Raw genomic sequence first — 26,162 nt, 5'->3', positions numbered from 1 at the left:
CAAGACCTGTCGGTGGGGATGGGTAAAGGTGGGGGTATGGACATCTTCACGGCAGGTCGGGACTTTGTACGGCGGGACGCTCGGGTGCTCGAGCGGCGGCTCTTCGCGACGGTTTTCGAAGGAGCTGATCCGCAAGGGGTGGTCGACGCACTGCGTGGGTTCCAGAACGCCGACGGCGGGTTCGGGCAGGGACTGGAACCGGACAAGCGGTGTCCGGACAGTCTGCCGCTGGACGTCGAGGTCGCGTTCGACACGCTGCTCGCGGCGGATGCCCGGGACGAGGAGATGGTCCGGCGGGCGACGGATTGGCTGGCACAGGTGGCGAACGCTGATGGCGCGGTCCCGCTCTGCGGCCCGGCCGTCGAGCAGTATCCCCGGGCCGAGCACATCACCGAGTGGACCTACCAACCCGGCATCAACCCCACCGCGGGTCTCGTCGGCCGCCTGCACAAGCTCGGCATCGAGCACCCGTGGCGCGACAAGGCCGGCGCCTGGTGCGCGGCCGAACTGGCGAAGGCCTTTCCCGAGGACGCCCACGGGATGCACGAGGCGCTCGAGTTCCTGGAGCACACCGAGGATGTGGACCTCGACCGCATCCGCGACTGGCTGCCCAAGCTCCAGTGGTTCCGGGCCGACGCGGCCGACCCGACGTACGGCGTCACGCCGCTGCACCTCGCGTCGACGCCGGACAGCTTCTGGAAGCAGCTGTTCACCGACGAACAGCTCGACGCCCACCTCGACCGCCTGATCCAGGACCAGCAGGACGACGGCGGCTGGGCCATCACCTGGGAACCGCCAGGCCCGGCCGCCACCCTCGAGTACCGCGGCATCGTCACGGTCGGCGCACTTCGGACCTTGAAGGCGTACAACCGCCTCTAACCGGATTCGGCGGGGTGTTCGACCTGGCGGTCGCCCCACTGCGTGAGCACTCCGCGGGCGATCTCCAGGTCCTCGCGGAGCGATCGGTCGGCGAGGTCGTCCGGCAGGGTTGCCAAGGCATCGGCCAGCCACGGTCCGACGGCCGCCGGGGCGAGATCGACGGGGGTCAGACCGGCCAGGCGGATCGCGCGGACGGCGGTGACGAGTTCGCTGGCGAGGACCTCGCGGAGGGCGTCCAGGAGTTGCTTGGTCAGTACGGCGGCTTGCGGCGCGAAGCTGGCGTGCAACTCGGCGCCACGGGACAGCGTCGCCGTACCGAGAGTCGCGGGTTGCGCGGACGAACGAACCGCGGCGAGGGCGTCGTGGGCGACGTACTCGATCATCATCACGCCCGAGCTCGCCTCGGCGCCGCTGGCCAGGAACCGGCTGAGGCCGGTGTAGTCCGGGTCGACCAGGTTCGCGACCCGGGTGGTCGAGAGGGTGGCGACGCTGTGCAGGCTGAGCCGCAGTGAGTCCAGCGCGAGCGCGATCGGCATCGCGTGCCAGTTGCCGTTGTGCAGCACGGTGCCGCCGCTCACCAGCGGGTTCTCCGCGGCCGCGTTGATATCGATCCGCACACTGTTGCCCAAGGCATCGGCGTGGTCGACCGCGGGGCCGAGAACTTGCGCGAAAGCCCTTAATCCGAAGGGGTCCTGGACCCGCGCAGGCTGGAGCGGCAGTTCGTCGAGCAGCTCGCGCATCCGGCGGGCGACCCGGACCTGGCCCGGCTGCGGGCGGGCTTCTTGGACGCGTACGTCGTACACCTCGGCGTTGCCGCGCAGCGCGACGTGGGAGAGGGCGCCGACGAGTGGTACGACGTTGATCAGCGTGGCGGCCTCGACGTACGCGAGGCAGCACTCCGCGAGCGTGAGCGCGTTGCTGGACAGCAGGGGGAGCGCACTCGTCCCGTCGATGACGTCGCCGAGCGCGAGCCCGAGTTCGGCGAGCGGACCGAGGTCACCGGTGCCGATCGCGCCGCCGCGGTGCAGGTCGGGCAGGTCGTCGTCGTTGAGCAGTCCGACGATCGCGTCGGCCACCGCCGGGTCGAGCCCGGACCCGCCCGCCGCGAGCTGGTTGACCCGGATCAGGAGCCCGAGCCGTACGACGTCCTTCGGGTACGACGTCGTACCGGTGGTGGAATGCGATCCGAGCAACCGCGCGCCGTGCTCCGGGTCGGACGTCAGCACGTCCCGGTTCGCCCCGACGCCCGTGGTCCGCCCGTACACCGGCCGCCGCCCCGCGACCTCGGCCACCACCTGCGCCGACTCGTACATCCGCTTCCGGGCGTCGTCACTCAACCGCACCGCCGTACGCCGCTGCCCGAGCGCCACCGCCTCCAACGGCGACAACCCCGCACCCGTGAGTTCAACCGGCTCCATGCGCACAGTGTGATCCGCCCCACCCGCTCACACCCAGCACCCCACGCCCCTTCCCGTCTCGAATCCGAGACGGAAGCTCTTTGGGCACCCACCAACCATTCTCGGCGGCCCGAAACGGTTGGTGGGAGCTCAAAGATGTCCTGGGCATGCGAACGGCCCGCTCGAGGGGTCGAGCGGGCCGTTGAAAGAGGGCTTACTTCTGCCCGTAGCGCTTGCGGAACTTCTCCACGCGGCCCTGGGTGTCCATCACGCGCTGCTGGCCCGTGTAGAACGGGTGGCTCGCGGACGAGATCTCGACGTCGACGACCGGGTAGGTGTTCCCGTCGTGCCACTCGATGGTCTCGTTGCTCTCGCGGGTCGAACCGGTGAGGAAGCTGAAGTTGCCGGACTTGTCCCGGAAGACGACCCGGCGGTAGTCGGGGTGGATGTCCTTCTTCATGCTGCTGTACTTCCTTCCAAGTAGGGGGCGAACGGATCGGTCAGGGGGTGGACCGCTTCGTCCGCACGCAGGACACAACCGTCGAGGCGCTCGCGTAATTCCCGGACGTCCAGGTCGACGCCGGTGAGTGAGAGGTACGACGCGCGGTCGCCGTACTCGGGGTGCCACTCGAGGGCCGACCGCGCCTGGTGCTGCTGCCCGACGGCAGCCCAGCGATCCGCCGGGAGGTCGGCCAGCCACGGACCGAGGACGCCGATCGAGATGTTCGTGCCGAAGCTGTCCCAGCTGAGTCGGCTGCGGTGCTGGGTCGCGATCCAGAGCGTGCCGCGACCGCGGGCCGTGCCGGCGACGAGGTCTTCTAGGGCGTCATACAGCCGCTCCGGATGGAATGGCCGACCCGACTGCCAGACGAAGGTGCGTTCTGATGATGCGGCGATCGAGCCGGGCTCGAGGGTGGCGCCGGGAACATGCCGCCGTACGCCGAGGAGGCCGGCCGGACTGGTCTTGATCAGGAGTCTCGGGTTGATCGCCTCGATCAGCGCGCGGGTGGTGTCGTCGTCGGTGGTGAGGACGGCTGCGTCGGCGTACTCGAGCTGCCTTACTACGACCTCGGCGATCGCGCGGCCGTCCTCTGCTGCGGTCGGGATGCCGCGTTCGCGGATCAGCTCTTCGCCGGTGAGGTCGGTGATCGCCGTGGTCGTGTCGATGGTGGTGATGACCGTGTCGACGCGGAGGTCGGTGTCGTGGTCGATCTCGGTCGCGATCGCGTGCGTGTCGCCGGCGGTGGGGACGTTGACGATCGCGACGTCGTACTGCTCGACGGCGGCGATGCTCGCCAGGAGTTGGACGAGCGATCCGCGCATCGCGCAGGAGACGCACGGGTGGTCCATCGTGATCACCTCGCGGTCGATGACGCCGGTGGCGGTGCGGGCGATCCGTACGACGGAGCCGGTGGTCAGGGCGCTCACGTCGTACTCCACCAGGACGCCCCGCGGGCCGGCGGCGGCCAGCAGACTCCCCGCGACGGCGCCGCGGAACCTCTCGTCGAGGCCCGTCAGCAAGGTCACCGGAATCATCTGCTCTCCTGTCTTGTTGAAAATGATAACCAGTACAAAGTACACTGTCGACCGACAGAGAGGACAGCATGGCCAAGCGCAACGACCTCCGCCCCATCGTCAAGCTCCGCAGTACGGCGGGTACCGGCTTCACCTATGTAACCCGCAAGAACCGCCGGAACAATCCCGACCGCCTGGTGATTCGCAAGTACGACCCGAAGCTCCGCGCCCACGTCGACTTCCGCGAAGAGCGATAAGTGGCCACCACGGCGAAGATCGCCCGCAACAACCACCGCCGCCGAACCGTCGCCCGCTACTCCGAGCGACGAGCCGCCCTGAAGGCGGTCATCGCCGACCCGGGTACGTCGGCCGGTGACCGCACCGAGGCGCAACTAAAGCTCCAGAAGCTCCCCAGAGACGCCAGCCCCACCCGCATCCGCAACCGCGACATCACCGACGGCCGCCCCCGCGGCTACATCGGCAAAGCCGGCCTCTCCCGAATCCACTTCCGAGAACTAGCCCACCGAGGCGAACTCCCCGGCATCACCAAGTCCTCCTGGTAGCGCACGCGTTCAGCCGTGGAGGCGGCGGGTTAGGGCTTTGGCGGCTTGGCGGATTTTGTGGGCCAGGTGGGGGCGGTCGGTGGTGGGGACTGCGTCGGTGCGGAAGGTGACGCTGATGGCGGCTACCGGGTGGCCGGCGTGGTCTACGGCTGCGCTGGCTACCGAGGCGACGCCGGGGGTGATGAAGGAGTCCTCTACGGCGAAGCCCTGGCGTTTCTCGTCGGCGAGGATGCGGCGCAGTTGGGTCAGCGTCTGCGGTCCCAGATCGGTACGCCGTACGAAGGACTCCGGCGCCGGGAACAACGCCCGTACCTGAGCCGGCGGCAGCTCGGCCAGCAACGCGCGACCTGACGCCGTGAGCGTCGCAGGGAGCCGTACGCCGACGTCCGTCACCAAGGTGACGGGTCGCGGCGGCTGCTCCTTCAGCAGATACACCAGCTCCCGACCATGCAGTACGCCGAGATGCGCCGTCTGCCCCACCTCGTGCACCAACTGCACGAGCAGTGGCCGCGCCAACCGCTCGAGTGGATCGTGCCGCAGGTACGCGGACCCGATCTCGAAGGCCGCCACTCCGAGCCCGTACCGCTTCTCCTCGGGCAGATGCACGACGAATCCCTCGTCGATCATTGCTCGCAGCAAGTGGTACGTCGACGAGCGTGGCAACCCGACCGCGGAGGCGATGCGCTCCATCGGTACAGGACCGGGCTGCGTGGCCAGGAACGTCAGGACCCGCAGGGTACGGGTCGAGGCGGGAACGTTGCCGCTCACAACGGCACTTTAACCCCGCCCCGCCTCAGATCCCGGTCGATTGACGTTTCTTCGCGCGGCTCCGGCGCAGCCAGAACCGGAAGCCCTCACCCGCGACCGCGACCGCGAACAGCCCTGCGGTCACGCTCCAGTCCATGAAGGTCGGCCCGGACACCAGGTACCCGATGACGAGCGCCAGCACCAGGAAGAACGTCAGCGAGATCGCGAGCCGCTTCACAGTGCCTTCTCCGCGGTCCAGGCGCCCCCGGTCTCCTGGTAGCCGAGCCACCGGTTCACCGCGAGCATCGGCTCGTTCGCCGCGTCGTTCCCGGTCGACGCGACCGTGAACCCGGCTTCCCCTGAGCGGGCGAGCGCCACGGACTTCACCACCTTCGCCAGCCCGCGGCCACGCGCCGAGGGGATCGTGCCGGTCAGATTCGACCAGATCAGCTTCCGGTCCGGATCCGCCGTCGTGGTCACGAACGACAGCACCCGGTCCCCGTCCAGTACGGCGACGCTCAGGTCGTACCGGTTGTCCGGGTTCGACCACGACGTACGCACCCATTCCTCGTACGCCGGTCCGCCCGACAGCCCGCTCGGGTCGTCGTCGCGCACCTGGATCTCGGCGTCGTACAACTGCCGCGGATCCAGTTCGTCGTACGTCGCCACGCGCAACCCCTCCGGCGGGGCGACCGGCTCGGGCGCCGCGGTCAGGTCGGCAGCGGAGTGCGACATCCGCCGACCGATCGTGAACCCGCGCTTCGTCGCGAACGTCTGCGAGGCCGAGTCGTCACCCACGACCACCAGCAGCCGCCCGGCGCCGAGCTCCGCGCACCGCTCCGTGACCGCGGTCGTCAACGCACTCCCGATCCCGCGTCCGCGGTACTCCGGCGGCACCTGGATCGTGACCCGCACCCGCGGCGCCTCGGCGTCCGCCGGCGGCAGGTAGATGTTCGCGTACCCGACCACGTCCGCGCCGTCGACGGCGATCCGCACCTCACGGCTCCGGCCGTGCTTCAGGTCCAGCTCGACGGCCCGCGCGCTCTTCACCAGATGTGGCACCGCCGCGGCCCAGACCCGGGCGATCCCCACCGCATCCTCCGGACGCGCCGTCCGGATCTCGAACACCATGGCAGGACTCTACGGCTACTGAGGGTCGCGACAGCTGTCTCAGATCCGAGACGGATAGTGGTACGGCGCTGCTGTCCAGGAGCGATCCGGCGCGGTGCAATGTTCGGGTGGAGTACACAGTGGATGGCACGGTGAATATAGGGGTCGGACCGCTGACCCCGGCCGAAGTGGTCGCGGTCGCACGGTACGGCGCGCAGGTACGGATCGACGACCAGGCGCTCGAGGAGATCGCGAAGTCGCGCGCCGCGATCGAGGCGCTGGCCCACGCGGACACCCCGCACTACGGGGTCTCGACCGGGTTCGGCGCGCTCGCCACGCGGCACATCGCACCGGACCTCCGGGCGCAGCTGCAGCGCAGCCTGATCCGCTCGCATGCGGCCGGCTCCGGTCCCGAGGTGGAGACCGAGGTCGTCCGGGCGCTGGCCATGCTCCGGCTGTCGACGCTGGCCACCGGCCGCACCGGTGTGAAGGTCGAGACGGCCCAGGCGTACGCCGGTCTGCTCAACGCGCACCTGACGCCGGTGGTCCACGAGTACGGCAGCCTCGGATGCTCGGGCGACCTCGCCCCGCTGTCCCATGTCGCTCTCGCGATCCTGGGCGAAGGCAAGGTCCGCGATGCCGACGGCAACCTTCTCGACGCCGGCGAAGCCCTCCAGAAGCACGGCCTCACGCCGGTCGTGCTCGCGGAGAAGGAAGGTCTCGCGCTGATCAACGGGACCGACGGCATGCTCGGCATGCTGCTCCTCGCGCTCGCCGATCTCGACCGGCTGTTCAAGTCCGCCGACCTCGCCGCGGCGATGAGCGTCGAGGCGCAGCTCGGGACCGACCGGGTATTCGCCGAGGACCTGCAGGCGCTTCGTCCGCACCCCGGCCAGGCCGCATCCGCCGCCAACCTGCGCGCGATCCTCAAGGACAGCGCGATCGTCGCCAGCCATCGCGGCCCGGACTGCAACCGGGTGCAGGACGCCTATTCCCTCAGGTGTTCACCCCAGGTCCACGGTGCCGCCCGCGACACCGCCGCGCACGCGGCGAGCGTCGCCGGCCGTGAGCTCGCCGCCGCGATCGACAACCCGGTCGTCCTGCCGGACGGTCGGGTCGAGTCCAACGGCAACTTCCACGGCGCCCCGATCGGGTACGTGCTCGACTTCCTCGCGATCGCCGTCGCGGACCTCGCCAGCATCAGCGAACGACGTACCGACCGTTTCCTGGACGTCGCCCGCAACCACGGCCTGAACGCGTTCCTGGCCGACGATCCGGGCGTCGACAGCGGCCACATGATCGCGCAGTACACGCAGGCCGCGATCGTCTCCGAGCTGAAGCGCCTCGCCGTACCCGCCAGCGTCGACTCGATCCCGAGCAGCGCGATGCAGGAGGACCACGTCTCGATGGGCTGGTCCGCCGCGCGCAAGCTGCGGAAGTCGGTCGACGGCCTGCAGCGGGTGCTGGCGATCGAGATCCTCACGGCCGCGCGGGCGCTCGACCTGCGCGCGCCGCTGGACCCGGCACCGGCCACCGCCGCCGTCCGGGCCGCCCTGCGGGAGTACGTCGAGGGTCCGGGTACCGACCGGCACCTCGCTCCCGAACTCGAGCACTCCGTCCGGCTCGTTGCCGACGGCACCTATGTCACCGCCGCCGAGGCCGTCACCGGCCCGCTCTCCTAGAAAGGCTGGATCACCCATGTCCGGACCACGTCCCGTACGCGCGCCTCGCGGAACCACTCTGACCGCCCGTGGCTGGCAGCAGGAAGCCGCGCTGCGGATGCTGCAGAACAACCTCGACCCCGAGGTCGCGGAGCACCCTGACGAACTCGTCGTGTACGGCGGTTCCGGCAAGGCCGCCCGCGACTGGAACTCGTTCGACGCGATGGTGCGCACCCTGACCACGCTGAAGGACGACGAGACGATGCTCGTCCAGTCCGGCCGCCCGGTCGGCGTCATGCAGACGCACGAGTGGGCGCCGCGGGTGCTGATCGCGAACTCGAACCTGGTCGGCGACTGGGCCACCTGGGAGGAGTTCCGCAAGCTCGAGGCGATGGGGCTCACGATGTACGGCCAGATGACGGCCGGGTCGTGGATCTACATCGGCACGCAGGGCATCCTGCAGGGCACGTACGAGACGTTCGGCGCGGTCGCCGAGAAGAAGTTCGGCGGCTCGCTGGCCGGCACGATCACGCTGACCGCGGGCCTCGGCGGCATGGGTGGCGCGCAGCCGCTGGCCGTCACGATGAACGACGGCGTCGCGATCTGTATCGACGTCGACTCCTCGCGGATCGACCGGCGCATCGAGCACCGCTACCTCGACGTACGGGCGTCGTCCGTGGACGAGGCGCTGCGGCTGGCGGAGGAGGCGAAGGCGGCGCGGCGGCCGTTGTCGATCGGTGTGCTCGGCAACGCGGCGACCATCGTGCCCGATCTGCTGAAGCGCGGTGCGCCGATCGACATCGTCACCGACCAGACGTCGGCGCACGATCCGTTGATGTACCTGCCGGTCGGGGTCGAGTTCGAGGACTGGGCGACCGCGCGGGAGAAGGACCCGGCCGGGTTCACCCAGCAGGCGCAGGAGTCGATGGCCCGGCACGTCGAGGCGATGGTCGGGTTCCAGGACGCGGGCGCCGAGGTGTTCGACTACGGCAACTCGATCCGGGACGAGGCGCGGAAGGCGGGGTACAGCCGCGCGTTCGAGTTCCCCGGCTTCGTGCCGGCGTACATCCGGCCGTTGTTCTGTGAAGGAAAGGGCCCGTTCCGGTGGGCCGCGCTGTCCGGCAACCCGGCGGACATCGCGAAGACGGACCAGGCGATCCTGGATCTGTTCCCGGACAACGAGCACCTCAGCCGGTGGATCAAGCTGGCCGGCGAGCGGGTCGCGTTCCAGGGGCTGCCGGCAAGGATCTGCTGGCTCGGCCAGGGCGAGCGCGACAAGGCCGGACTGCGGTTCAACGACATGGTGGCCTCCGGTGAACTCGAGGCGCCGATCGTGATCGGTCGCGACCACCTGGACACCGGCAGCGTCGCATCGCCGTACCGGGAGACCGAAGGCATGCTCGACGGCTCGGACGCGATCGCGGACTGGCCGTTGCTGAACGCGATGGTGAACGTGGCCAGCGGCGCGTCCTGGGTGTCGATCCACCACGGCGGCGGCGTCGGCATCGGCCGGTCCATCCACGCCGGCCAGGTCTCGGTTGCCGACGGCACCGATCTGGCCCGGCAGAAGCTGGAGCGGGTGCTCACCAACGACCCGGCGATGGGTGTCATCCGGCACGTCGACGCCGGCTACGACAAGGCTGTCGAGGTGGCGGAGGACAAGGGCGTCAGGATCCCGATGCAGGAGTCCTGACCACCCTGAGTATCTCTACCGTTACAGTGCACTTTCCCACGAACCGAGAAACCGTCCGATCGCGTGGCTTCAGTCTCGCGGTCCGCTAGGGTCTTTCGGGCGACCGACGACAAGCGCGAAGGGGCGCCATGATCGAGTTCGAGGACGTCACCAAGCGGTATCCGGACGGCACCGTCGCCGTCGACAAACTGTCCCTGCGGATCCCGAGCAACCAGATCACCGTGTTCGTCGGCCCGTCCGGCTGCGGCAAGACCACGTCGCTGCGGATGATCAACCGCACGATCGAACGGACCAGCGGGTCCATCTCGATCGACGGCGACGACATCAACTCCCACGACGCCGTGACGCTGCGCCGCGGGATCGGGTACGTGATCCAGAACGCCGGCCTGTTCCCGCACAAGACGGTCGTGGAGAACATCGCCACCGTGCCGAAGCTGATCGGCTGGGACAAGCGCAAGGCGCACGGTACGGCGATGGAGCTGCTCGAACGCGTCGGCCTCGACGTCAAGCTGGCCGAGCGGTACCCGGCGCAGCTGTCTGGGGGCCAGCAGCAACGAGTCGGCGTCGCCCGTGCGCTGGCGGCCGATCCGGCGATCATGCTGATGGACGAGCCGTTCAGCGCGGTCGACCCGATCGTCCGCCACCAGTTGCAGGAGGAACTGCTCCGGCTGCAGCGCGACATCGGCAAGACGATCGTGTTCGTCACCCACGACATCGACGAGGCGATCAAGCTCGGGGACAACGTCGCCGTACTGCGGGTCGGCGGCAAGCTCGCCCAGTTCGCGCCGCCGGCCGAGCTGCTCGCCAACCCGGCCGACGAGTTCGTCCGCGGGTTCGTCGGGCAGGACCGGGGTTACCGGGCGCTGACGTTCGTGCACCCGGACGAGCTGCCCGTGAAGCCGTTGCCTGACGAGCTGGCGTTGCAGGACGGTGTACCGGTCGGATGGCGGAACGGGTCCGAGGAGCTGCTGCCGGTCGGCGCTGTGTTCAAGCGCGGTGATTCGCTGCGGGCGGCACTGGACGCCGTACTCACCTCGCCGACGGGCTGCGGGGTCTGCGTGGACGACGACGGCAAGGCGGTCGGCGTCATCGACCAAGCGACCGTCGCGGAAGCTTTGCGCTCATGACCTGGATCGGCGACAACCTGGGCCTGATCTGGGAACAGTTGCGCGAGCACCTCTACCTGGCGATCGTTCCGGTCATCCTCGGGCTGATCATCTCGGTGCCGTTGGGGTACGTCGCGACGCGCTACTCCTGGTTGGCGAACCCGCTGATCGCGTTCGGCGGCATCCTGTACTCGCTGCCGTCGATCGCGTTGTTCATCGTGATCCCGGCAGTCCTCGGCACCAAGGTGCTGTCCACGGTCAACATCATCGTGGCGCTGACCATCTATACCGTGTCCCTGCTGATCCGGAACGTGATCGACGGACTCCGCTCCGTGCCTCCCGACGTACGGCAGTCGGCGATCGCCGTCGGGTACGGCGCCTTGCACCGGGTGGTCGCGGTGGATCTGCCGATCGCCGTACCGGTCATCTTCACCGGGCTGCGGGTCGTCACGGTCGCGAACATCTCGATGGTGAGCGTCGGCGCGGTGATCGGGATCGGCGGGCTGGGGGAACTGTTCACACTGGGCTTCCAGAAGGACTTCCTCACCCCGGTCGTGGTCGGCGTGGTGCTCTCGCTGGCCCTCGCGCTGGTCGCGGACCTCATCCTGGTCAATTTGCAACGGGTCCTGACTCCTTGGGCGCGGGTTGCGACGCCCGTCGGAGAGGTGGCGTGACATGTGGGAATACCTGACCGACTCGTTCAACTGGTCCGGCAACGAGGGGATCTGGGCGCGGATCGTCGAGCACCTCTGGTACACGTTCGCCGCGCTGGGCCTGTCCGTGGTGATCGCCTTGCCGATCGGTCTGCGGATCGGGCACACGCGGCGCGGCGCGTTCCTCGCCATCAACCTGGGCAACGCCGCGCGCGCCCTGCCGAGCCTCGGCCTGCTGATGATCGCGGTGCTGCTGACCGATCAGATCGGCTTCCTGCCGGTGCTGATCGCGCTGGTCGCGCTGGGCATCCCGCCGATCCTGGCCTCGACGTACGCCGGTCTGTCGGGGGTCGATCCGGCCACGATCGACGCCGCGCGCGGGATGGGGATGACCGGCCGCGAGATCCTCACCAAGGTGGAGATCCCGATCGGGATGCCGCTGATCATCTCCGGTATCCGCAGCGCCACCCTGCAGATCGTGTCCACGGCGACGATCGCCGCACTGGTGTCACTCGGCGGCCTCGGCCGCTACGTGGTCGACGGCCTGAAGCTCCGTGACTTCCCGCAGATGTTCACCGGCGCACTGCTGGTGGCCCTGCTCGCCATCGCCCTCGACGCGCTCTTCGCGCTGATCGGGCGGTTCACCGTCTCGCCGGGCTTGAAGATCGGCTGAACTGTCCGACGAACCTGCTGAACTTGAGATACATCCATCGGCACCGGTCGATGGCTGAACGAGAACACTGGAGGCTCTCGTGTTGAGATCCACGCTCATCCGTACTGCGATCGCCGGAGTGGCCGTGCTCGGCCTGGCCGGCTGTGGAGGCGGGGGCGACCAGCTCGGCGGCAGCAACGCCGGGGACTCGCCCGCGCCGTCCAAGGTGACGAGCATCACCGTCGGGTCCGCGGACTTCTCCGAGAGCCAGCTGCTGGCGGAGATCTACGGCCAGGCGCTGGCCGCCAAGGGCATCGAGGTGAAGAAGAAGCCGAACATCGGCAACCGCGAGACCTATATGGCCGCCATCAAGGACGGGTCCGTCGACCTGGTGCCGGAGTACACCGGCGCCGCGCTGGCGTACTTCGACAAGAGCTCCACCGAGACCGACCCCGACAAGGCGTACGACGCGCTGAAGAAGGCGCTGACGCCCGGGCTCGAGGTGCTGGACAAGTCGCCGGCCGCCGACGAGGACACGATCGTCGTCACCAAGGCGACCGCGGACAAGTACAGCCTGAAGTCGCTGGGTGACCTCAAGGGCAAGAACCTGGTAGCGGGTGGTAGCTCCGAGTTCAAGGTCCGGTCGGCGGGTCTGAAGGGCCTGAAGGAGAAGTACGGCGTCGAGTTCAAGGAGTACAAGACGCTGGACGCCGGCGGTCCGCTGAGCATCAAGGCGCTGCTGGACAACCAGATCCAGGTGACGAACCTGTTCACCACCCAGGCGGTGATCAAGGACCAGGGCCTGGTGCAGCTCGACGACCCGGAGAACATCCTGCCGCCGAACAACATCGTTCCGTTGATCCGGACCGACCACAAGTCCGACGACGTCGTGGCGACGCTGAACGCCGTCGACGCCAAGCTGACCACGGACGCCCTGACCGACCTGGTCAAGCGGATCGACGTCGGCAAGGAGAGCGCGGACGCGGTCGCGAAGGACTGGCTGTCGAAGAACCCCCTGTCGTGAGTCTGTCTTGAGCTTCGAATCCCTCTGGGCCGACGAGTCCGCCATCGGCCGTAGCCCCGACACCGGCGGCTACACCCGTGGCGGCTGGTCTCCCACCGAACGCGAGGCGACGCACTGGTTCCTCGACCAGTGCGCCGCCCGCAACCTCACCGTCGAATCCGACGGCATCGGCAACCTGATCGCCTGGTGGGGTGCCGCCGACGGACCTGGCGTGGTTACCGGTAGTCATCTCGACTCGGTGATTGATGGTGGGGCGTTCGACGGGCCGCTTGGGGTTGTGTCGGCTCTGGCGGCTGTGGATCGGTTGCGGGCTGAGGGATTCGAGCCGAGTGTGCCTATCGGGGTGGGTGCGTTTGTGGAAGAGGAAGGGTCGCGGTTCGGGATGCCCTGTTTGGGGTCTCGGGTCGCGGCCGGGGTCTTGTCCGCGGAGAAGGCTCTGCAGTTGAAGGATCGGGCCGGCGTCGGGTTGGGGGAGGCCTTGGAGAAGGCCGGTCTTGACCCGGCCGGCGTGGGACCTTCGCCGTTGCTGCGGCGGATGGGGACGTTCGTCGAGCTGCACGTGGAGCAGGGGCGTGGTCTGACCGCTCCGGTGGGTGTGGCCAGCTCGATCTGGCCGCACGGGCGGTTCCGGTTCACGTTCGGCGGTGAGGCCAACCATGCCGGCACCACGTTGATGGAGGACCGGCACGACCCGATGCTCACGTACGCGATGACCGCCCTCGCCGCCAACAAGCAGGCCCGGCTCGCCGGTGCCCGCGCGACATTCGGCCGGCTCTCGGTGGAGCCCAACGGGACCAACGCCGTACCGTCCCAGGTCACCGCCTGGCTCGACGCCCGCGCCGCCGACACCGCAACCCTCGAATCGTTGCTCGCAGCAATCACCAAACAGGCGACGGAACGCGCCGAGCGGGACGGTACGACGCTCGAGGTGACCCCTGAGTCCGTCTCGCCGATCGTCGACTTCCCAGCCGGGCTGCGGGACCGGTTGGTGAACGTGCTCGACGGCGCACCCGTCCTGCCGACCGGCGCCGGGCACGACGCGGGCGTCTTCTCGGACGCCGGCATCCCCACCGCGATGCTGTTCGTCCGCAACCCGACGGGCATCTCGCATTCCCCGGCCGAGTACGCCGAGATGGACGACTGCCTGGCCGGCGTCGACGCGCTGGCCGCCGTACTGAAGGATCTCGCACAGTGACATCTCGAGCAGGGACGTCGTACTGGTGCGAGACCGCTCTTCTCCCCGAAGGTCTTACTGAACGAGTCCTGGTGTCAGTGGTCGACGGTCGCTTCGCCTCGGTGACGGCCGGTGTCGACCCCGGCGACGCCCAGGTGCTGAACGGCCTCGTCGTCCCCGGCCTCGCGAACTGCCACAGTCACGCGTTCCACCGCGCGCTCCGCGGCCGCACGCAGACCGAGCGCGGCACGTTCTGGACCTGGCGCGAGCAGATGTACGCCGTCGCCGCCGCGCTCACCCCGGACACGTACTACGAGCTCGCAAAGGCCGTGTACGCCGAGATGCTGCTCGCCGGGATCACCGCGGTCGGCGAGTTCCACTACCTGCACCACGCACCCGGCGGTCGACGGTACGACGACGCGAACGCCATGGGTACGGCGCTGATCGCGGCGGCGCGTGACGCCGGCCTCCGGATCGCGCTGCTCGACACCTGCTACATCGCCGGTGGGATCGACCAGCCGCTCAACGAGGTCCAGCAACGCTTCAGCGACGGCGACGCCACGGCCTGGGCATCCCGGGTCGCACAGCTCGCCGGCGCGCACGACGTCACCGGCGCGCACGACGTCGCCGGGGCGGATGGTGTCGCCGGTGTGGACGATGTCGTGATCGGTGCGGCGGCGCATTCGGTGCGGGGCGTTCCGCAGGATCAGCTCGGTGCGGTCGCGTCGGCGTTTCCCGACGTACCGCTTCATATCCACCTGTCCGAGCAGGTCGCCGAGAACGAGGCCTGCCTCGCGGCGTACGGCCGGACCCCGACGCAGGTGCTCGACGAGGCCGGTTTCCTGTCCGGGCGGACGAGTGCGGTGCATGCGACGCATCTGACCTCGGTCGACATCGGGCTGCTCGGGAGCTCCGCGACGTACTCCTGCTTCTGCCCGACCACCGAGCGCGATCTCGCGGACGGGATCGGCCCGTCGGTGCAGCTGCGGGATGCGGGCTCGCCGTTGACTCTCGGCTCGGACAGCCATGCGGTGATCGACCTGTTCGAGGAGATGCGAGCCGTCGAGCTGGACGAACGGCTGGCGTCCCAGGAGCGCGGTCACTGGTCCGCGACGGAGCTCCTCAAGGCGGCCACCGCCGACGGCCACCGCTCGATCGGCTTCGAGGACGCCGGGGTGATCACACCCGGAGCCCGCGCCGATCTCGTCGCGATCCGCCTCGACAGCGTCCGTACGGCGGGCACCGGCGGGACCGTGGAGACAGCGGTGTTCGCCGCGACGGCCGCGGACGTCACCGACGTAGTCGTCTCGGGCCGACGTGTAGTTGCTGCGGGCAAGCATGTGGCGATCGACGTACCGTCTGCCCTGTCCACCTCGATCGCGGCGGTGACCTCGTGAGCTCCCTCCTGCTGACCGGTATCGGGTCGCTGGTGACCAACGACCCGACGCACGGCGGGTTGCTCGGCGAGCTTCACGACGCGGCGATTGTGATCGACGGGAGCACCGTCGCGTGGGTCGGATCGCGACGCGAGGCGCCGGAGGCCGACAGTGCGGTCGACCTCGGCGGGCGGGCGGTGATCCCGGGGTTCGTCGACTCGCACTCGCACCTGGTGTTCGCGGGCGACCGCGCCGAGGAGTTCGCGGCCCGCATGACCGGTACGCCGTACTCCGCCGGCGGCATCCGCACCACGGTGGCGGCGACCCGCGAGGCCACCGACGAACAGCTGACCGCGAACGTGTCCCGGCTGGTCGCCGAGATGCGCCGCCAGGGGACGACCACCGTCGAGATCAAGTCCGGGTACGGGCTGACGGTCGCGGACGAGGCGCGGGGACTGCAGATCGCACGGCAGTTCACCGACGAAACGACGTACCTGGGCGCGCACGTCGTACCGGCCGACTACGCCGACGACCCGGCGGGTTATGTGTCGCTCGTGACCGGGCCGATGCTCGACGCGGCGGCCAAGCACTCGAAATGGGTCGACGTTTTCGTGGAGCGCGGCGCGTTCGACGCGGACCAAGGCCGGGCGATCCTCCAGGCCGGGATCGCGCGCGGCCTCCAAGCGCGAGTGCACGCCAACCAGCTCGGCGAAGGCCCCGGCGTCCAACTAGCCGCCGAGGTCGGCGCCGCCTCGGCCGATCACTGCACCTATCTCACCGATGCCGACGTCGACGCGCTCGCCTCCAGCGGCGTCGTCGCCGGCCTCCTCCCCGCGATCGAGTTCTCCACGAGGTCGCCGTACCCGAACGCGCGCCGCCTCCTGGACGCCGGCGTCACCGTAGCCCTAGCCACCGACTGCAACCCCGGCTCCGGCTACTCATCCTCCATGCCCTTCTGCGTCGCGCTAGCAGTCCGCGAAATGCACATGACCCCCGCCGAAGCCTTCTGGTCAGCCACCGCCGGCGGAGCCACCTCTCTCCGCCGCCCCGACCTAGGCCACCTAACCCCCGGCGCCCAAGCCAACCTAGCCGTCCTAGACGCCCCGTCGTACCTACACCTCGCGTACCGCCCGGGCGTCCCACTGGTCACCCAAACGTTCATAGCTGGGCGACTGGTGTAGGCGACCCCCAAGCCATCACAATTGCCCTTGGCCGACCGCTCCCAGCGTGGCCAGGCGCGAATCCCGAGCATTGTGATGGCCTGGAGATCCGGCCACCGCAGCGGGGACCGCGCCGACCACCCACTCGCGGTCGAACATCACGTCCTCCCAGGAGAACCGCAGGAGCCGCCAGCCGCGAACCGTCAGGCTGACGTGCCGACGGCAGTCGCGGGCGACTCCAGTACGTCGAGTCCGTGCAGCACCGCGGCGCTGAGATGCGACACCAGCCCGCCCTGGGCACGGGCAGCCGCGATCGGATCGGGCGCAGTCGGCAGCGCGTAGACGCGCTTCGCGATCCGGCGGATCGATCCGCCGGCCAAGGCGGCGCGAATCGCGTGCCCGGACACGATCGCCCGTAGTTGACCGAACGTCGCCACGCCCTCCCGTCGCAGCAGCACATCGACGACCTCGGGCATGTCTTCATGGTGGCGCAGCTCGCGCACGTCGCGTCGTCCGTTGTCCACAGGCGGATCCCCACGCCATCACAATCGACGGCTGGCTGGCCTCGCCCGCGTGACGAGACGAGAGCCATCCAATTGTGATGGCCTGGCGGTCGCTACTCCGACAGCTCCTTGGAGAGCAGGGCGGTCGTGGTGCCGTCGGGGAGGCGTTGTTTGCCTATCTCTGCGTAGCCGCGGGTCTTGTGGAAGGTGATGGCCGGGGTGGCAGGGGGGACGGAGGCGACTGTGCGGTCGAAGGGTTTGGCGGCGCGTTCGATGGCTCGGTAGACCTGGGTCGCGATGCCGGTACGGCGGTGTTCGGGGGCGATCACGATGCGTTCGATCAGCAGGAAGCGGTCGGCATACGTTTTGGTGAACGCTTCGTAGGCCAGCCCGTCGTACGCCGAGCCGGGAGTGAACGTGAGGACGAAGCCGGCGGGTACGTCGTCCAGGTCGACGACGACGGCGTGTGCGGCGATCAGCCGGAGCCAGTCGAGGCGGTCGGGGCTCAGGGGTTCGACAAGACCTTCCGCGGTGCCGTTCAGCGCGAGGACCGCGCCGAGGTCGGCTGCGGTCATCGGGCGGAGTTTCACAGTGATCAGGATCGCACGGTAAACGTTTGCATCGGGAGGGGTCTCCCTGGTGTCCCCTGGCCGCACCCTGGCCGGGACCCCGAAATCGGGGGCTGCCCTTGGGAATGACCTGACCGTCGTGCAATGTTGAGCCTAGTGAACTCAAGTTTGTTCAGTCACGGATTTGAAACCGAGGCGGACGAACGGCAACATTGAGTCTGCATCACTCAACTTCGTGGAGGTAAACACATGGCCCGCGCGGTCGGTATCGATCTCGGTACGACGAACTCCGTCATCGCCGTACTGGAAGGTGGCGAGCCCACCGTCATCCCCAACGCCGAGGGAGCGCGCACGACGCCCTCGGTGGTTGCTTTCGCCAAGAACGGCGAGGTCCTGGTCGGCGAGGTGGCGAAGCGCCAGGCCACCACGAACGTCGACCGCACCATCCGCTCGGTCAAGCGCCACATGGGCGAGGCCTGGAGCGTCGACATCGACGGCAAGAAGTTCACGCCGCAGCAGATCAGCGCGTTCGTGCTGCAGAAGCTGAAGCGGGACGCCGAGGCGTACCTCGGGGAGCAGGTCACCGACGCGGTCATCACCGTGCCGGCGTACTTCTCCGACGCGCAGCGCCAGGCGACCAAGGAGGCCGGCGAGATCGCGGGCCTGAAGGTGCACCGGATCGTCAACGAGCCGACCGCGGCCGCGCTCGCCTACGGCCTGGACAAGGGCACCGAGCAGACCATCCTGGTCTTCGACCTCGGTGGCGGCACGTTCGACGTCTCGCTGCTGGAGATCGGCGACGGCGTCTTCGAGGTGAAGGCGACCAGCGGTGACAACCACCTCGGTGGTGACGACTGGGACAACCGGATCGTCCAGTGGCTGGTGACCCAGTTCAAGAACAAGAACGGCACCGACCTGTCCGGCGACAAGATGGCCATGCAGCGACTCAGCGAGGCCGCCGAGAAGGCGAAGATCGAGCTGTCCGCCGCGGCCGAGACCACCGTCCACCTGCCGTACCTGAGCCTCACCGACGCGGGCCCGCTGCACCTGGAGGAGAAGCTCTCCCGGGCCGAGTTCCAGAAGATGACCAACGACCTGTTGGAGCGCGCCCGCGCCCCGTTCAAGGCCGTCATCAAGGACGCCGGCATCGACGTGGCCAAGATCGACCACGTGATCCTGGTCGGCGGTTCGACCCGGATGCCCGCGGTCGCCGAGCTCGTCAAGGAGCTGACCGGCGGCAAGGACCCGAACAAGGGTGTGAACCCGGACGAGGTCGTCGCGGTCGGCGCCTCCCTGCAGGCCGGTGTGCTGAAGGGTGAGGTCAAGGACGTCCTGCTGCTCGACGTGACCCCGCTGAGCCTCGGTATCGAGACCAAGGGCGGCGTGTTCACCAAGATCATCGAGCGCAACACCACGATCCCGACCAAGGGCTCGGAGATCTTCACCACGGCCGAGGACAACCAGCCGTCGGTGATGATCCAGGTGTACCAGGGCGAGCGCGAGATGGCCCGCGACAACAAGTCGCTCGGCAACTTCGAGCTGACCGGCCTGCCGCCGGCGCCGCGGAACGTGCCGCAGATCGAGGTCACCTTCGACATCGACGCGAACGGCATCGTGCACGTGAACGCCAAGGACCTGGCCACCGGCAAGGAGCAGCGGATGACGGTGACCGGCGGCTCCGCGCTGCCGAAGACCGACATCGACCAGATGGTCCGCGACGCCGAGCAGTACGCCGAGGAGGACCGGCAGCGCCGCGAGGCGGTGGAGAACCGCAACCAGGCGGAGTCGCTGGTCTACCAGACCGAGAAGTTCCTGCAGGAGAACGAGGACAAGATCCCGGACGACGTCAAGACCGAGGTCAAGGACGGCGTGGCGGAGCTGAAGAAGGCCCTCGAGGGTGACGCCGCCGACGCGGTCAAGGCCGCCTCGGAGAAGCTCGCCCAGTCCAGCCAGAAGATGGGCGCCGCGATGTACGCGAACGCCCAGGCCGCCGGCGGCTCGACCGACGACAGCGCCACCGCCGACGACACGAGCAGCAGCAGCAACGACGACGACGTCGTGGACGCCGAGATCGTGGACGAGGACCGGCCGCAGGACAAGACGGAGGACAAGTGACGGATCGACCGACAGGCAGCGAGTTCGGTGACGGCGAGCCCGTCATCCGGGACAAGCGCCGGATCGACCCGGAAACCGGCAAGCTGCGGGAGCCTGCGGACCAGTCCGCGGCTCCCGCGCCGGGGGGCCCGAGCGGCCAGCCGCCGCGGGACCCGTCCGACCTGATCGGTCCGTCCGCCCAGGAAGCCCTGCTGACCGAGGCGCTCGCGGAGCGTACGGCGGACCTGCAGCGACTGCAGGCCGAGTACGTGAACTACAAGCGCCGCGTGGACCGGGAGCGGGAAGCGTCCCGGGAGCTGGTGATCGGCACGGTGCTGTCCGAACTGCTCGGGATCCTGGACGACGTCGGCCGGGCTCGCGAAGCCGGTGAGCTCGAGGGCGCGTTCAAGGCCGTCGCCGAGTCACTGGAGCGGGTGACCGAGAAGCTCGGCCTGGTGAAGTTCGGCGAGAAGGGCGACCCCTTCGACCCGCGGATCCACGAGGCCCTGCTGCACAACTACTCCGACGAGGTCGACGGTCCGACCGCGACGATGATCATGCAACCGGGCTACCGGCACGGTGAGCGGATCCTGCGGGCGGCCCGGGTGGCCGTGTCGGAGCCGACCGAACAACTGCCGGGCGAGGCTGCGAAGGCCGAGGCGCCGGTGGAGAGCACTGATGACGACAAGGCCGCGGACGAGTCCGCGGAGTAATCGGTACGACGGGAGGGGAGGCGCCAGATGAGCACGAAGGACTGGATCGAGAAGGACTTCTACAAGGTTCTCGGCGTCTCCAAGACCGCCGAGGCCGACGAGATCAAGAAGGCATACCGCAAGCTGGCCCGGCAGTACCACCCGGACTCCAACGCCGGGGACACCAAGGCGGAGGCCAAGTTCAAGGAGGTCTCCGAGGCGTACGACGTCGTCGGCGACCCGAAGAAGCGCAAGGAGTACGACGAGGCACGCCGGCTGTTCGGCAGCGGCGGTTTCCGGATGCCGAGCGGCAGCGGTCAGGGCGGGGGCTTCGACTTCAACGTCGGTGACCTGTTCAACCGCGGCGGTCAAGGCGGCGGGAGCGGGCTCGGCGACATCCTGGGCGGCATGTTCGGCGGTGGCGGCCGGACCACGACCACCACGACGGCGCGTCCGCGGCGCGGCCAGGACATCGAGACCGAGGCGACGATCGAGTTCGCCGAGGCCGTGAACGGTGTCACGGTCGGGCTCCGGATGACCAGCGACGAGCCGTGCGCGACGTGTCGCGGCACCGGTGCGAAGTACGGCACTGTGCCGAAGGTCTGCCTGAAGTGCGAAGGCACGGGGATGCAGACCTCGGTCCAAGGCGGCGTCTTCGCGATGACCGAGCCGTGCACCGAATGCAAGGGTCGCGGCCTGGTCGTCGACCAGCCGTGCGAGACCTGCCACGGCTCCGGCCGCGGCCAGTCGAGCAAGACCATGCAGGTCCGCATCCCCGCGGGCGTGCAGGACGGTCAGCGGATCCGGTTGAAGGGCAAGGGCGCGGCCGGCGAACGGGGTGGCCCCGCGGGCGACCTCTACGTCACCGTGCACGTCAAGCCGCACCGGATCTTCGGCCGGCAGGGCGAGCACCTGACGCTCAACGTCCCGGTGAGTTTCACCGAGGCGGCGCTGGGTGCCGAGATCAAGGTTCCGACCCTGGACGGCCTGCCCGTCACGGTCCGGATCCCAGCAGGTACGGCGAACGGGAGCAAGCTGCGCGTCCGCGGTAAGGGTTCGGTCCGGCGGGACGGGACCAAGGGCGACCTGATGCTCACGCTCGAAGTGCAGGTCCCGCACGAACTGACCGACGAGCAGAAAGAGAAGCTGCAGGAGTTCAGCTCCGCGTCGGATCAGCCTGATCTGCGGGCCGGGTTGTTCGGGAGCTCGTGATGGGTATCCCGTTCAGCCAGGTGCCGACCTGGGACGACCGCACCCCGATCTACGTGATCTCGGTGGCGGCCCAGCTGGCCGGCATGCATCCGCAGACGTTGCGCCAGTACGACCGGCTCGGCCTCGTGGTGCCGAGCCGGGCGTCCGGCCGCGGCCGGCGGTACTCGGCGTACGACGTGGCGAGGCTGCGTTATGTGCAGCACCTGTCCCAGGAAGAGGGCGTCAACCTCGCGGGGATTCGGCATATCCTCGCGCTACAGTCGGAGGTGGAGGACCTGCGGAAGCGGGTTAACCAGCTCCTGGCCGAAGTCCAGCGCGGTGTCGGCGCCTCTCGGCGCCCCGCCGCCAGCCGGGTCTTCTCGGCCGGTCCCGCCGGCGATGTGATCGCCATGGGCCGGCAGCAGACCACGACGCGATGGATCCGCACCCAGCCCCTGGAACTCGGCCCCCGCTGATCCCCCGCCGTACACCTCATTGGCCACCGGAGTGCTCTGATCCCCCTCGGAGCCTCCGGCCCCCGGTGGAGGTTGTCGTCCCCCACGACGCCTCCGCAAGTCGAAGGTGCGCAATCCCCCCTGCGCCCTTCGGCCACCGCAGGGTGGTCCGTTCCAGGACCGCCCTGCGGTTCTCGTTGTTCCTGTTGTCTTCCGGCGGGCAGCGCATACTCTGGCGAGGTGACGCTGAAGCTGGAGACGGACCGGCTGCTGATCCGGGACTGGGAGGAAGACGACGCCGACGCCGCGCTGGAGATCTTTGGCTCCGCCGACGTGGCGCCCTGGCTGTCACCGGCCATCGACAAGGTGCCGGATGCCGCAACCATGCGGTTGATCCTGCAGTCCTGGATCGAGGCCCAGCCGAACTTCGTCGTCCCCGCGGGCCGCTGGGCGGTCGCGCGCCGGGACGACGGTGAGGTCGTCGGCGCGCTGCTGATCCGCCTGCTCCCGCCGTACGAGGAGGATCTCGAGATCGGCTGGCAGTTGCGGCCGAGCGCTTGGGGTTTCGGGTACGCGACCGAGGCCAGCCGGGCGTTGATGGGCTGGGCGTTCACCGACGGCGAGGTCGACGAACTGTTCGCCGTGGCGCGGCCGGCCAACAAGCGCGCGATCGCGACCGCGCGACGGATCGGGATGGAGTGGGTCGGCGAGACCGACAAGTACTACGACCTGAACCTGCAGGTGTACCGGATCCGCGCGTCGGAGTTCACCACCTGACCTCGTTGCCGCTGGCAAGGACGACCGGCTCGATGCCGTGCACCGGCCCTGGTGGTTGTCCGTCGCCATCGTGCTGTACGCCGTCGCGGTGATGTTCCTGCGCCGTCGACAGGGCGTCGTCGCGCAGCGCCGTAGCCCTGGGCGATGGGTCGAGGACCTGCTGGCCGCGGATCGTCAGTCGGGGAACTGGTGGAGCGCCCCGAGCTGGATGCTGTAGGTGCTCGCGTTGGCGCCGTTGACGCCGGTCTGGTGACCGCCGGACGCTGCTGAACCCTGACTTGTCCCTGGGATTTTCCAGAGTTGAGTGGAATGGACTCAAGTTTCGATAAGTTGTATCTGGTAAGACCTGTTACTTGAGTTGGAAGGCTGGAACTAGATGGACGTTCAGCGGTTGACGACCCTTGCACGCGAAACCCTGTCGGTCGCGATCCGTCAGACCTCCGCGGCGGGCAACCCGACCGTGGAACCGATTCACCTGCTGTCCGCGCTGCTCGCGCAGCCCGAGGGCACCACGATCGGCCTGCTCGAAGCGGCCGGAGGCGACCTCGACGCCGTACGCCGGAAGACCGCCGAGCAGGCGAGCCGGCTCCCGAAGGCGAGCGGCGGCAGCGTGCAGGCGCCGAGCCTGTCGCCGAAGACCGGTGACGTGCTGAACCAGGCGGAGCAACGGGCCCTCGGGCTCGGGGACGAGTACGTCTCCACCGAGCACCTGCTGATCTCACTCGCGACTGTGGACACTCCTGCGAAGTCGGCGCTCGGTGTGACGGCAGACGCGTTGCTGCAGGCGTTCGACCAGATGCGCGGCAACCGCCGGATCACCTCCCCGGAGGCCGAAGGCACAACCAAGACGCTGGAGAAGTACGGCGTCGACCTGACCGAGCGCGCCAAGGACGGGAAGCTCGACCCGGTGATCGGGCGGGACTCCGAGATCCGGCGTGTGGTCCAGGTGCTGTCCCGGCGTACCAAGAACAACCCGGTCCTGATCGGTGAGCCCGGCGTCGGCAAGACCGCCGTCGTCGAGGGACTGGCCCAGCGGATCGTGGCCGGTGACGTGCCCGAGTCGCTGCGTGGCCGCCGGCTGATCAGCCTGGACCTCGGCGCGATGGTCGCGGGTGCGAAGTATCGCGGCGAGTTCGAGGAGCGGCTGAAGGCCGTGCTGACCGAGATCAAGGAGTCCGACGGTCAGATCATCACGTTCATCGACGAGCTGCACACCGTCGTCGGCGCCGGTGCGTCCGGCGAGGGCGCGATGGACGCCGGCAACATGCTGAAGCCGATGCTGGCGCGTGGTGAGCTGCGGATGATCGGCGCAACCACCCTGGACGAGTACCGGACGCGCATCGAGAAGGACCCGGCGCTGGAGCGCCGTTTCCAGCAGGTGTTCGTCGGCGAGCCGTCGGTCGAAGACTCGATCGCCATCCTGCGCGGTCTGAAGGAGCGCTACGAGGCGCACCACAAGGTCGCGATCTCCGACTCCGCGCTGGTCGCCGCGGCGACGCTGTCCAACCGGTACATCACCGGTCGCCAGCTGCCCGACAAGGCGATCGACCTGGTCGACGAGGCCGCGTCCCGGCTGCGGATGGAGATCGACTCGTCCCCGGTCGAGATCGACTCGCTGCGCCGTACCGTCGACCGGCTGAAGATGGAGGAGCTCGCCCTGTCCCGCGAGGACGACGCCTCGTCGCAGGAACGGCTGGAGCGGCTGCGCGCCGACCTCGCCGACCGCGAGGAGGAGCTGCGCGCGCTCGAGGCCCGCTGGGAGCGGGAGAAGACCGGCCTGAACCGGGTCGGTGAGATCAAGGAGCGCATCGACGAGCTGCGCGGTCAGGCCGAGCGCGCCCAGCGCGAGGGTGACCTGGAGACCGCGGCCCGGATCCTGTACGGCGAGATTCCGCAGCTGACCAAGGAGCTCGAGGAGGCCGACGCCCAGCCAGAGGTTGCCGAAGGCCCCGAAGCGATGGTGAACGAGGAGGTCGGGCCGACCGAGATCGCCGAGGTGATCGCGATGTGGACCGGCATCCCGACCGGCCGGCTGCTCGAGGGCGAGACCGGCAAGCTGCTCCGGATGGAGGACGAGCTCGGGCACCGGCTGATCGGTCAGCGCGAGGCGGTCAAGGCCGTGAGCGACGCCGTACGGCGGGCGCGCGCGGGCATCTCCGACCCGGACCGGCCGACCGGTTCGTTCCTGTTCCTCGGCCCGACCGGTGTGGGTAAGACCGAGCTGGCGAAGGCGCTCGCGGACTTCCTGTTCGACGACGAGCGGGCGATGGTCCGGATCGACATGTCGGAGTACGGCGAGAAGCACAGCGTCGCGCGGCTCGTCGGCGCCCCGCCCGGGTACGTCGGGTACGAAGAGGGCGGCCAGCTCACCGAGGCAGTGCGGCGACGTCCGTACTCGGTGATCCTGCTGGACGAGGTGGAGAAGGCGCACCCCGAGGTCTTCGACATCCTGCTGCAGGTGCTGGACGACGGCCGGCTGACCGACGGCCAGGGTCGTACGGTCGACTTCCGCAACGTGATCCTGATCCTCACCAGCAACCTGGGTTCGGCGTACCTGGCCGACATGGCGCTGGACGACAAGGCCAAGCGCGACCAGGTGATGGCCGTGGTGCGGCAGTCGTTCAAGCCGGAGTTCATCAACCGGCTCGACGAGATCGTGCTGTTCGATGCGCTCGGCAGCGAGGAGCTGACGCAGATCGTCGGACTGCAGATCGCCGCGCTGCAGCGGCGGCTGACCGACCGGCGGATCACGCTGGACGTCGACGAGGGCGCGATGGAGTGGCTGGCGATGACCGGGTACGACCCGGTGTACGGCGCCCGCCCGCTCCGCCGCCTGGTCCAGTCCGCGATCGGCGACGAACTGGCCCGCGGCCTGCTCAACGGCACCATCCGCGACGGCGAAACCGTCAAGGTAACCCTCAACGAGTCGAAGGACGCGCTGGACGTCGCTGCCTGACGATCACTGCTCAAGCCGGGCCGGTCTCTCTGACCGGCCCGGCTTTTGTATTGGCCGGGAATGCCTTCAAACACTTGAACTTCGGCCCGTTGACAGTCGGTATCTCTCCGCTCTTGAAACCAGTGGTTACTGCTTGGTAGGAACGTCCGTCAGCCAAGTACTGAACAGTAGTTCAAGTACCTGAAACTTGGATTTTCCGGCGGGGGGTCCCCGGA

The 26,162-nt window shown here is 68.8% G+C and carries 27 protein-coding genes; 19 read left to right on the top strand and 8 right to left on the bottom strand.

Features of this window, described 5'->3' with window-relative positions; translation table 11 throughout:
- Nucleotides 1-36: 36 nt before the first annotated feature.
- On the top strand, nucleotides 37-879 hold the full coding sequence (locus ACLJOO_RS09460) for a hypothetical protein (RefSeq protein ID WP_410786489.1): 843 nt from the start codon (nucleotides 37-39) through the stop codon (nucleotides 877-879).
- Here ACLJOO_RS09460 and ACLJOO_RS09455 read toward each other — a convergent pair.
- The 3 genes from ACLJOO_RS09455 to ACLJOO_RS09445 form a co-directional block, all read right to left on the bottom strand.
- Nucleotides 876-2,297, bottom strand: a complete 1,422-nt coding sequence (locus ACLJOO_RS09455) for an aromatic amino acid lyase (RefSeq protein WP_410786488.1) — start codon at nucleotides 2,295-2,297, stop codon at nucleotides 876-878. The genes ACLJOO_RS09460 and ACLJOO_RS09455 overlap by 4 nt on opposite strands.
- Nucleotides 2,298-2,490: 193 nt before the next feature.
- On the bottom strand, nucleotides 2,491-2,736 hold the full coding sequence (locus ACLJOO_RS09450; protein ID WP_130388072.1) for a type B 50S ribosomal protein L31: 246 nt from the start codon (nucleotides 2,734-2,736) through the stop codon (nucleotides 2,491-2,493).
- The gene (locus ACLJOO_RS09445; RefSeq protein WP_410786487.1) at nucleotides 2,733-3,812 is read right to left on the bottom strand and encodes a GTP-binding protein; all 1,080 of its coding nucleotides are present in this window, start codon (nucleotides 3,810-3,812) and stop codon (nucleotides 2,733-2,735) included. The genes ACLJOO_RS09450 and ACLJOO_RS09445 overlap by 4 nt, the downstream gene beginning before the upstream one ends.
- A gap of 68 nt (nucleotides 3,813-3,880) precedes the next feature.
- Between ACLJOO_RS09445 and rpmG the strand changes: the two genes are divergently transcribed.
- Together rpmG and rpsN are read left to right on the top strand one after the other, a co-directional pair.
- Nucleotides 3,881-4,048: a 50S ribosomal protein L33 gene (rpmG, locus tag ACLJOO_RS09440; RefSeq protein ID WP_131283873.1), complete on the top strand. Its 168-nt coding sequence runs from the start codon at nucleotides 3,881-3,883 to the stop codon at nucleotides 4,046-4,048.
- On the top strand, nucleotides 4,049-4,354 hold the full coding sequence (gene rpsN, locus ACLJOO_RS09435) for a 30S ribosomal protein S14 (RefSeq protein ID WP_410786486.1): 306 nt from the start codon (nucleotides 4,049-4,051) through the stop codon (nucleotides 4,352-4,354).
- 9 nt (nucleotides 4,355-4,363) lie between these two features.
- Here the strand turns inward: rpsN and ACLJOO_RS09430 are convergent, their stop codons facing one another.
- The 3 genes from ACLJOO_RS09430 to ACLJOO_RS09420 are packed head-to-tail and all read right to left on the bottom strand — an operon-like array spanning nucleotide 4,364 to nucleotide 6,232.
- On the bottom strand, nucleotides 4,364-5,122 hold the full coding sequence (locus ACLJOO_RS09430; RefSeq protein WP_131283869.1) for an IclR family transcriptional regulator: 759 nt from the start codon (nucleotides 5,120-5,122) through the stop codon (nucleotides 4,364-4,366).
- A gap of 25 nt (nucleotides 5,123-5,147) precedes the next feature.
- Nucleotides 5,148-5,339 carry a hypothetical protein gene (locus ACLJOO_RS09425; RefSeq protein WP_410786485.1) on the bottom strand — a complete coding sequence of 64 codons (192 nt, stop codon included), beginning with the start codon at nucleotides 5,337-5,339 and terminating at the stop codon, nucleotides 5,148-5,150.
- Nucleotides 5,336-6,232 carry a GNAT family N-acetyltransferase gene (locus tag ACLJOO_RS09420; RefSeq protein ID WP_410786484.1) on the bottom strand — a complete coding sequence of 299 codons (897 nt, stop codon included), beginning with the start codon at nucleotides 6,230-6,232 and terminating at the stop codon, nucleotides 5,336-5,338. Before ACLJOO_RS09420 ends, ACLJOO_RS09425 begins: the two co-directional genes overlap by 4 nt.
- Nucleotides 6,233-6,339: 107 nt before the next feature.
- Between ACLJOO_RS09420 and hutH the strand changes: the two genes are divergently transcribed.
- From hutH to hutI, 9 genes are all read left to right on the top strand, one after another.
- On the top strand, nucleotides 6,340-7,893 hold the full coding sequence (hutH, locus tag ACLJOO_RS09415) for a histidine ammonia-lyase (protein WP_410786483.1): 1,554 nt from the start codon (nucleotides 6,340-6,342) through the stop codon (nucleotides 7,891-7,893).
- 16 nt (nucleotides 7,894-7,909) lie between these two features.
- Nucleotides 7,910-9,565 (top strand): urocanate hydratase, encoded by a 1,656-nt coding sequence (hutU, locus tag ACLJOO_RS09410; RefSeq protein ID WP_410786482.1) that lies wholly within the window; start codon nucleotides 7,910-7,912, stop codon nucleotides 9,563-9,565.
- 128 nt (nucleotides 9,566-9,693) lie between these two features.
- The gene (locus ACLJOO_RS09405) at nucleotides 9,694-10,692 is read left to right on the top strand and encodes an ABC transporter ATP-binding protein (RefSeq protein ID WP_410786481.1); all 999 of its coding nucleotides are present in this window, start codon (nucleotides 9,694-9,696) and stop codon (nucleotides 10,690-10,692) included.
- A complete protein-coding gene (locus ACLJOO_RS09400) occupies nucleotides 10,689-11,345 on the top strand; it encodes an ABC transporter permease (RefSeq protein ID WP_410786480.1) in 657 nt (218 codons plus the stop codon). Before ACLJOO_RS09405 ends, ACLJOO_RS09400 begins: the two co-directional genes overlap by 4 nt.
- A 1-nt stretch (nucleotide 11,346) precedes the next feature.
- Nucleotides 11,347-11,997 (top strand): ABC transporter permease, encoded by a 651-nt coding sequence (locus ACLJOO_RS09395; RefSeq protein ID WP_410786479.1) that lies wholly within the window; start codon nucleotides 11,347-11,349, stop codon nucleotides 11,995-11,997.
- Nucleotides 11,998-12,076: 79 nt separating this feature from the next.
- A complete protein-coding gene (locus tag ACLJOO_RS09390; protein ID WP_410786478.1) occupies nucleotides 12,077-13,000 on the top strand; it encodes an ABC transporter substrate-binding protein in 924 nt (307 codons plus the stop codon).
- Between the two features lie 7 nt (nucleotides 13,001-13,007).
- Nucleotides 13,008-14,195, top strand: a complete 1,188-nt coding sequence (locus tag ACLJOO_RS09385; RefSeq protein ID WP_410786477.1) for an allantoate amidohydrolase — start codon at nucleotides 13,008-13,010, stop codon at nucleotides 14,193-14,195.
- The gene (locus ACLJOO_RS09380; RefSeq protein ID WP_410786476.1) at nucleotides 14,192-15,571 is read left to right on the top strand and encodes a formimidoylglutamate deiminase; all 1,380 of its coding nucleotides are present in this window, start codon (nucleotides 14,192-14,194) and stop codon (nucleotides 15,569-15,571) included. Before ACLJOO_RS09385 ends, ACLJOO_RS09380 begins: the two co-directional genes overlap by 4 nt.
- Nucleotides 15,568-16,731, top strand: coding sequence for an imidazolonepropionase (hutI, locus tag ACLJOO_RS09375; protein WP_410786475.1), 1,164 nt, complete (start codon nucleotides 15,568-15,570; stop codon nucleotides 16,729-16,731). Before ACLJOO_RS09380 ends, hutI begins: the two co-directional genes overlap by 4 nt.
- Nucleotides 16,732-16,913: 182 nt before the next feature.
- Here hutI and ACLJOO_RS09370 read toward each other — a convergent pair whose 3' ends face one another.
- Nucleotides 16,914-17,234 (bottom strand): hypothetical protein, encoded by a 321-nt coding sequence (locus ACLJOO_RS09370; protein ID WP_410786474.1) that lies wholly within the window; start codon nucleotides 17,232-17,234, stop codon nucleotides 16,914-16,916.
- Between the two features lie 92 nt (nucleotides 17,235-17,326).
- Nucleotides 17,327-17,788, bottom strand: coding sequence for a GNAT family N-acetyltransferase (locus tag ACLJOO_RS09365; protein ID WP_410786473.1), 462 nt, complete (start codon nucleotides 17,786-17,788; stop codon nucleotides 17,327-17,329).
- A gap of 243 nt (nucleotides 17,789-18,031) precedes the next feature.
- Here ACLJOO_RS09365 and dnaK point away from each other — a divergent pair, with 243 nt between their 5' ends.
- From dnaK to clpB, 7 genes are all read left to right on the top strand, one after another.
- Complete coding sequence (gene dnaK / locus ACLJOO_RS09360) at nucleotides 18,032-19,897, top strand: molecular chaperone DnaK (RefSeq protein ID WP_410786472.1); 1,866 nt, start codon at nucleotides 18,032-18,034, stop codon at nucleotides 19,895-19,897.
- Nucleotides 19,894-20,589, top strand: coding sequence for a nucleotide exchange factor GrpE (gene grpE / locus ACLJOO_RS09355; protein WP_410786471.1), 696 nt, complete (start codon nucleotides 19,894-19,896; stop codon nucleotides 20,587-20,589). The genes dnaK and grpE overlap by 4 nt, the downstream gene beginning before the upstream one ends.
- 27 nt (nucleotides 20,590-20,616) lie before the next feature.
- Nucleotides 20,617-21,780 (top strand): molecular chaperone DnaJ, encoded by a 1,164-nt coding sequence (gene dnaJ / locus ACLJOO_RS09350; RefSeq protein ID WP_410786470.1) that lies wholly within the window; start codon nucleotides 20,617-20,619, stop codon nucleotides 21,778-21,780.
- Nucleotides 21,780-22,235 (top strand): heat shock protein transcriptional repressor HspR, encoded by a 456-nt coding sequence (locus ACLJOO_RS09345; protein ID WP_131464627.1) that lies wholly within the window; start codon nucleotides 21,780-21,782, stop codon nucleotides 22,233-22,235. Before dnaJ ends, ACLJOO_RS09345 begins: the two co-directional genes overlap by 1 nt.
- A gap of 219 nt (nucleotides 22,236-22,454) precedes the next feature.
- Entirely contained in the window at nucleotides 22,455-22,991 is a 537-nt protein-coding gene (locus ACLJOO_RS09340; protein ID WP_410786469.1) for a GNAT family N-acetyltransferase, read from the top strand.
- 37 nt (nucleotides 22,992-23,028) lie between these two features.
- Nucleotides 23,029-23,208, top strand: coding sequence for a hypothetical protein (locus ACLJOO_RS09335; RefSeq protein WP_410786468.1), 180 nt, complete (start codon nucleotides 23,029-23,031; stop codon nucleotides 23,206-23,208).
- Between the two features lie 159 nt (nucleotides 23,209-23,367).
- Entirely contained in the window at nucleotides 23,368-25,947 is a 2,580-nt protein-coding gene (gene clpB, locus ACLJOO_RS09330; RefSeq protein ID WP_410786467.1) for an ATP-dependent chaperone ClpB, read from the top strand.
- Nucleotides 25,948-26,162 lie beyond the last annotated feature (215 nt).

The sequence above is a fragment of the Kribbella sp. C-35 genome (assembly GCF_046549195.1).
In the GTDB taxonomy this organism is placed as follows: domain Bacteria; phylum Actinomycetota; class Actinomycetes; order Propionibacteriales; family Kribbellaceae; genus Kribbella.
This window is presented reverse-complemented; position numbering and strand designations above follow the sequence as displayed.

Excerpts from the sequence above, each read along its gene's own strand:
- ACLJOO_RS09460 (WP_410786489.1), top strand. The coding sequence starts at position 37 with ATGGACATCTTCACGGCAGGTCGGGACTTTGTACGGCGGGACGCTCGG.
- dnaK (WP_410786472.1), top strand. The coding sequence starts at position 18,032 with ATGGCCCGCGCGGTCGGTATCGATCTCGGTACGACGAACTCCGTCATC.
- ACLJOO_RS09365 (WP_410786473.1), bottom strand. The coding sequence starts at position 17,788 with ATGACCGCAGCCGACCTCGGCGCGGTCCTCGCGCTGAACGGCACCGCG.
- dnaJ (WP_410786470.1), top strand. The coding sequence starts at position 20,617 with ATGAGCACGAAGGACTGGATCGAGAAGGACTTCTACAAGGTTCTCGGC.
- ACLJOO_RS09420 (WP_410786484.1), bottom strand. The coding sequence starts at position 6,232 with ATGGTGTTCGAGATCCGGACGGCGCGTCCGGAGGATGCGGTGGGGATC.
- ACLJOO_RS09395 (WP_410786479.1), top strand. The coding sequence starts at position 11,347 with ATGTGGGAATACCTGACCGACTCGTTCAACTGGTCCGGCAACGAGGGG.
- ACLJOO_RS09450 (WP_130388072.1), bottom strand. The coding sequence starts at position 2,736 with ATGAAGAAGGACATCCACCCCGACTACCGCCGGGTCGTCTTCCGGGAC.
- rpmG (WP_131283873.1), top strand. The coding sequence starts at position 3,881 with ATGGCCAAGCGCAACGACCTCCGCCCCATCGTCAAGCTCCGCAGTACG.
- ACLJOO_RS09405 (WP_410786481.1), top strand. The coding sequence starts at position 9,694 with ATGATCGAGTTCGAGGACGTCACCAAGCGGTATCCGGACGGCACCGTC.
- ACLJOO_RS09445 (WP_410786487.1), bottom strand. The coding sequence starts at position 3,812 with ATGATTCCGGTGACCTTGCTGACGGGCCTCGACGAGAGGTTCCGCGGC.
- ACLJOO_RS09455 (WP_410786488.1), bottom strand. The coding sequence starts at position 2,297 with ATGGAGCCGGTTGAACTCACGGGTGCGGGGTTGTCGCCGTTGGAGGCG.
- ACLJOO_RS09345 (WP_131464627.1), top strand. The coding sequence starts at position 21,780 with ATGGGTATCCCGTTCAGCCAGGTGCCGACCTGGGACGACCGCACCCCG.
- ACLJOO_RS09400 (WP_410786480.1), top strand. The coding sequence starts at position 10,689 with ATGACCTGGATCGGCGACAACCTGGGCCTGATCTGGGAACAGTTGCGC.
- clpB (WP_410786467.1), top strand. The coding sequence starts at position 23,368 with ATGGACGTTCAGCGGTTGACGACCCTTGCACGCGAAACCCTGTCGGTC.
- hutU (WP_410786482.1), top strand. The coding sequence starts at position 7,910 with ATGTCCGGACCACGTCCCGTACGCGCGCCTCGCGGAACCACTCTGACC.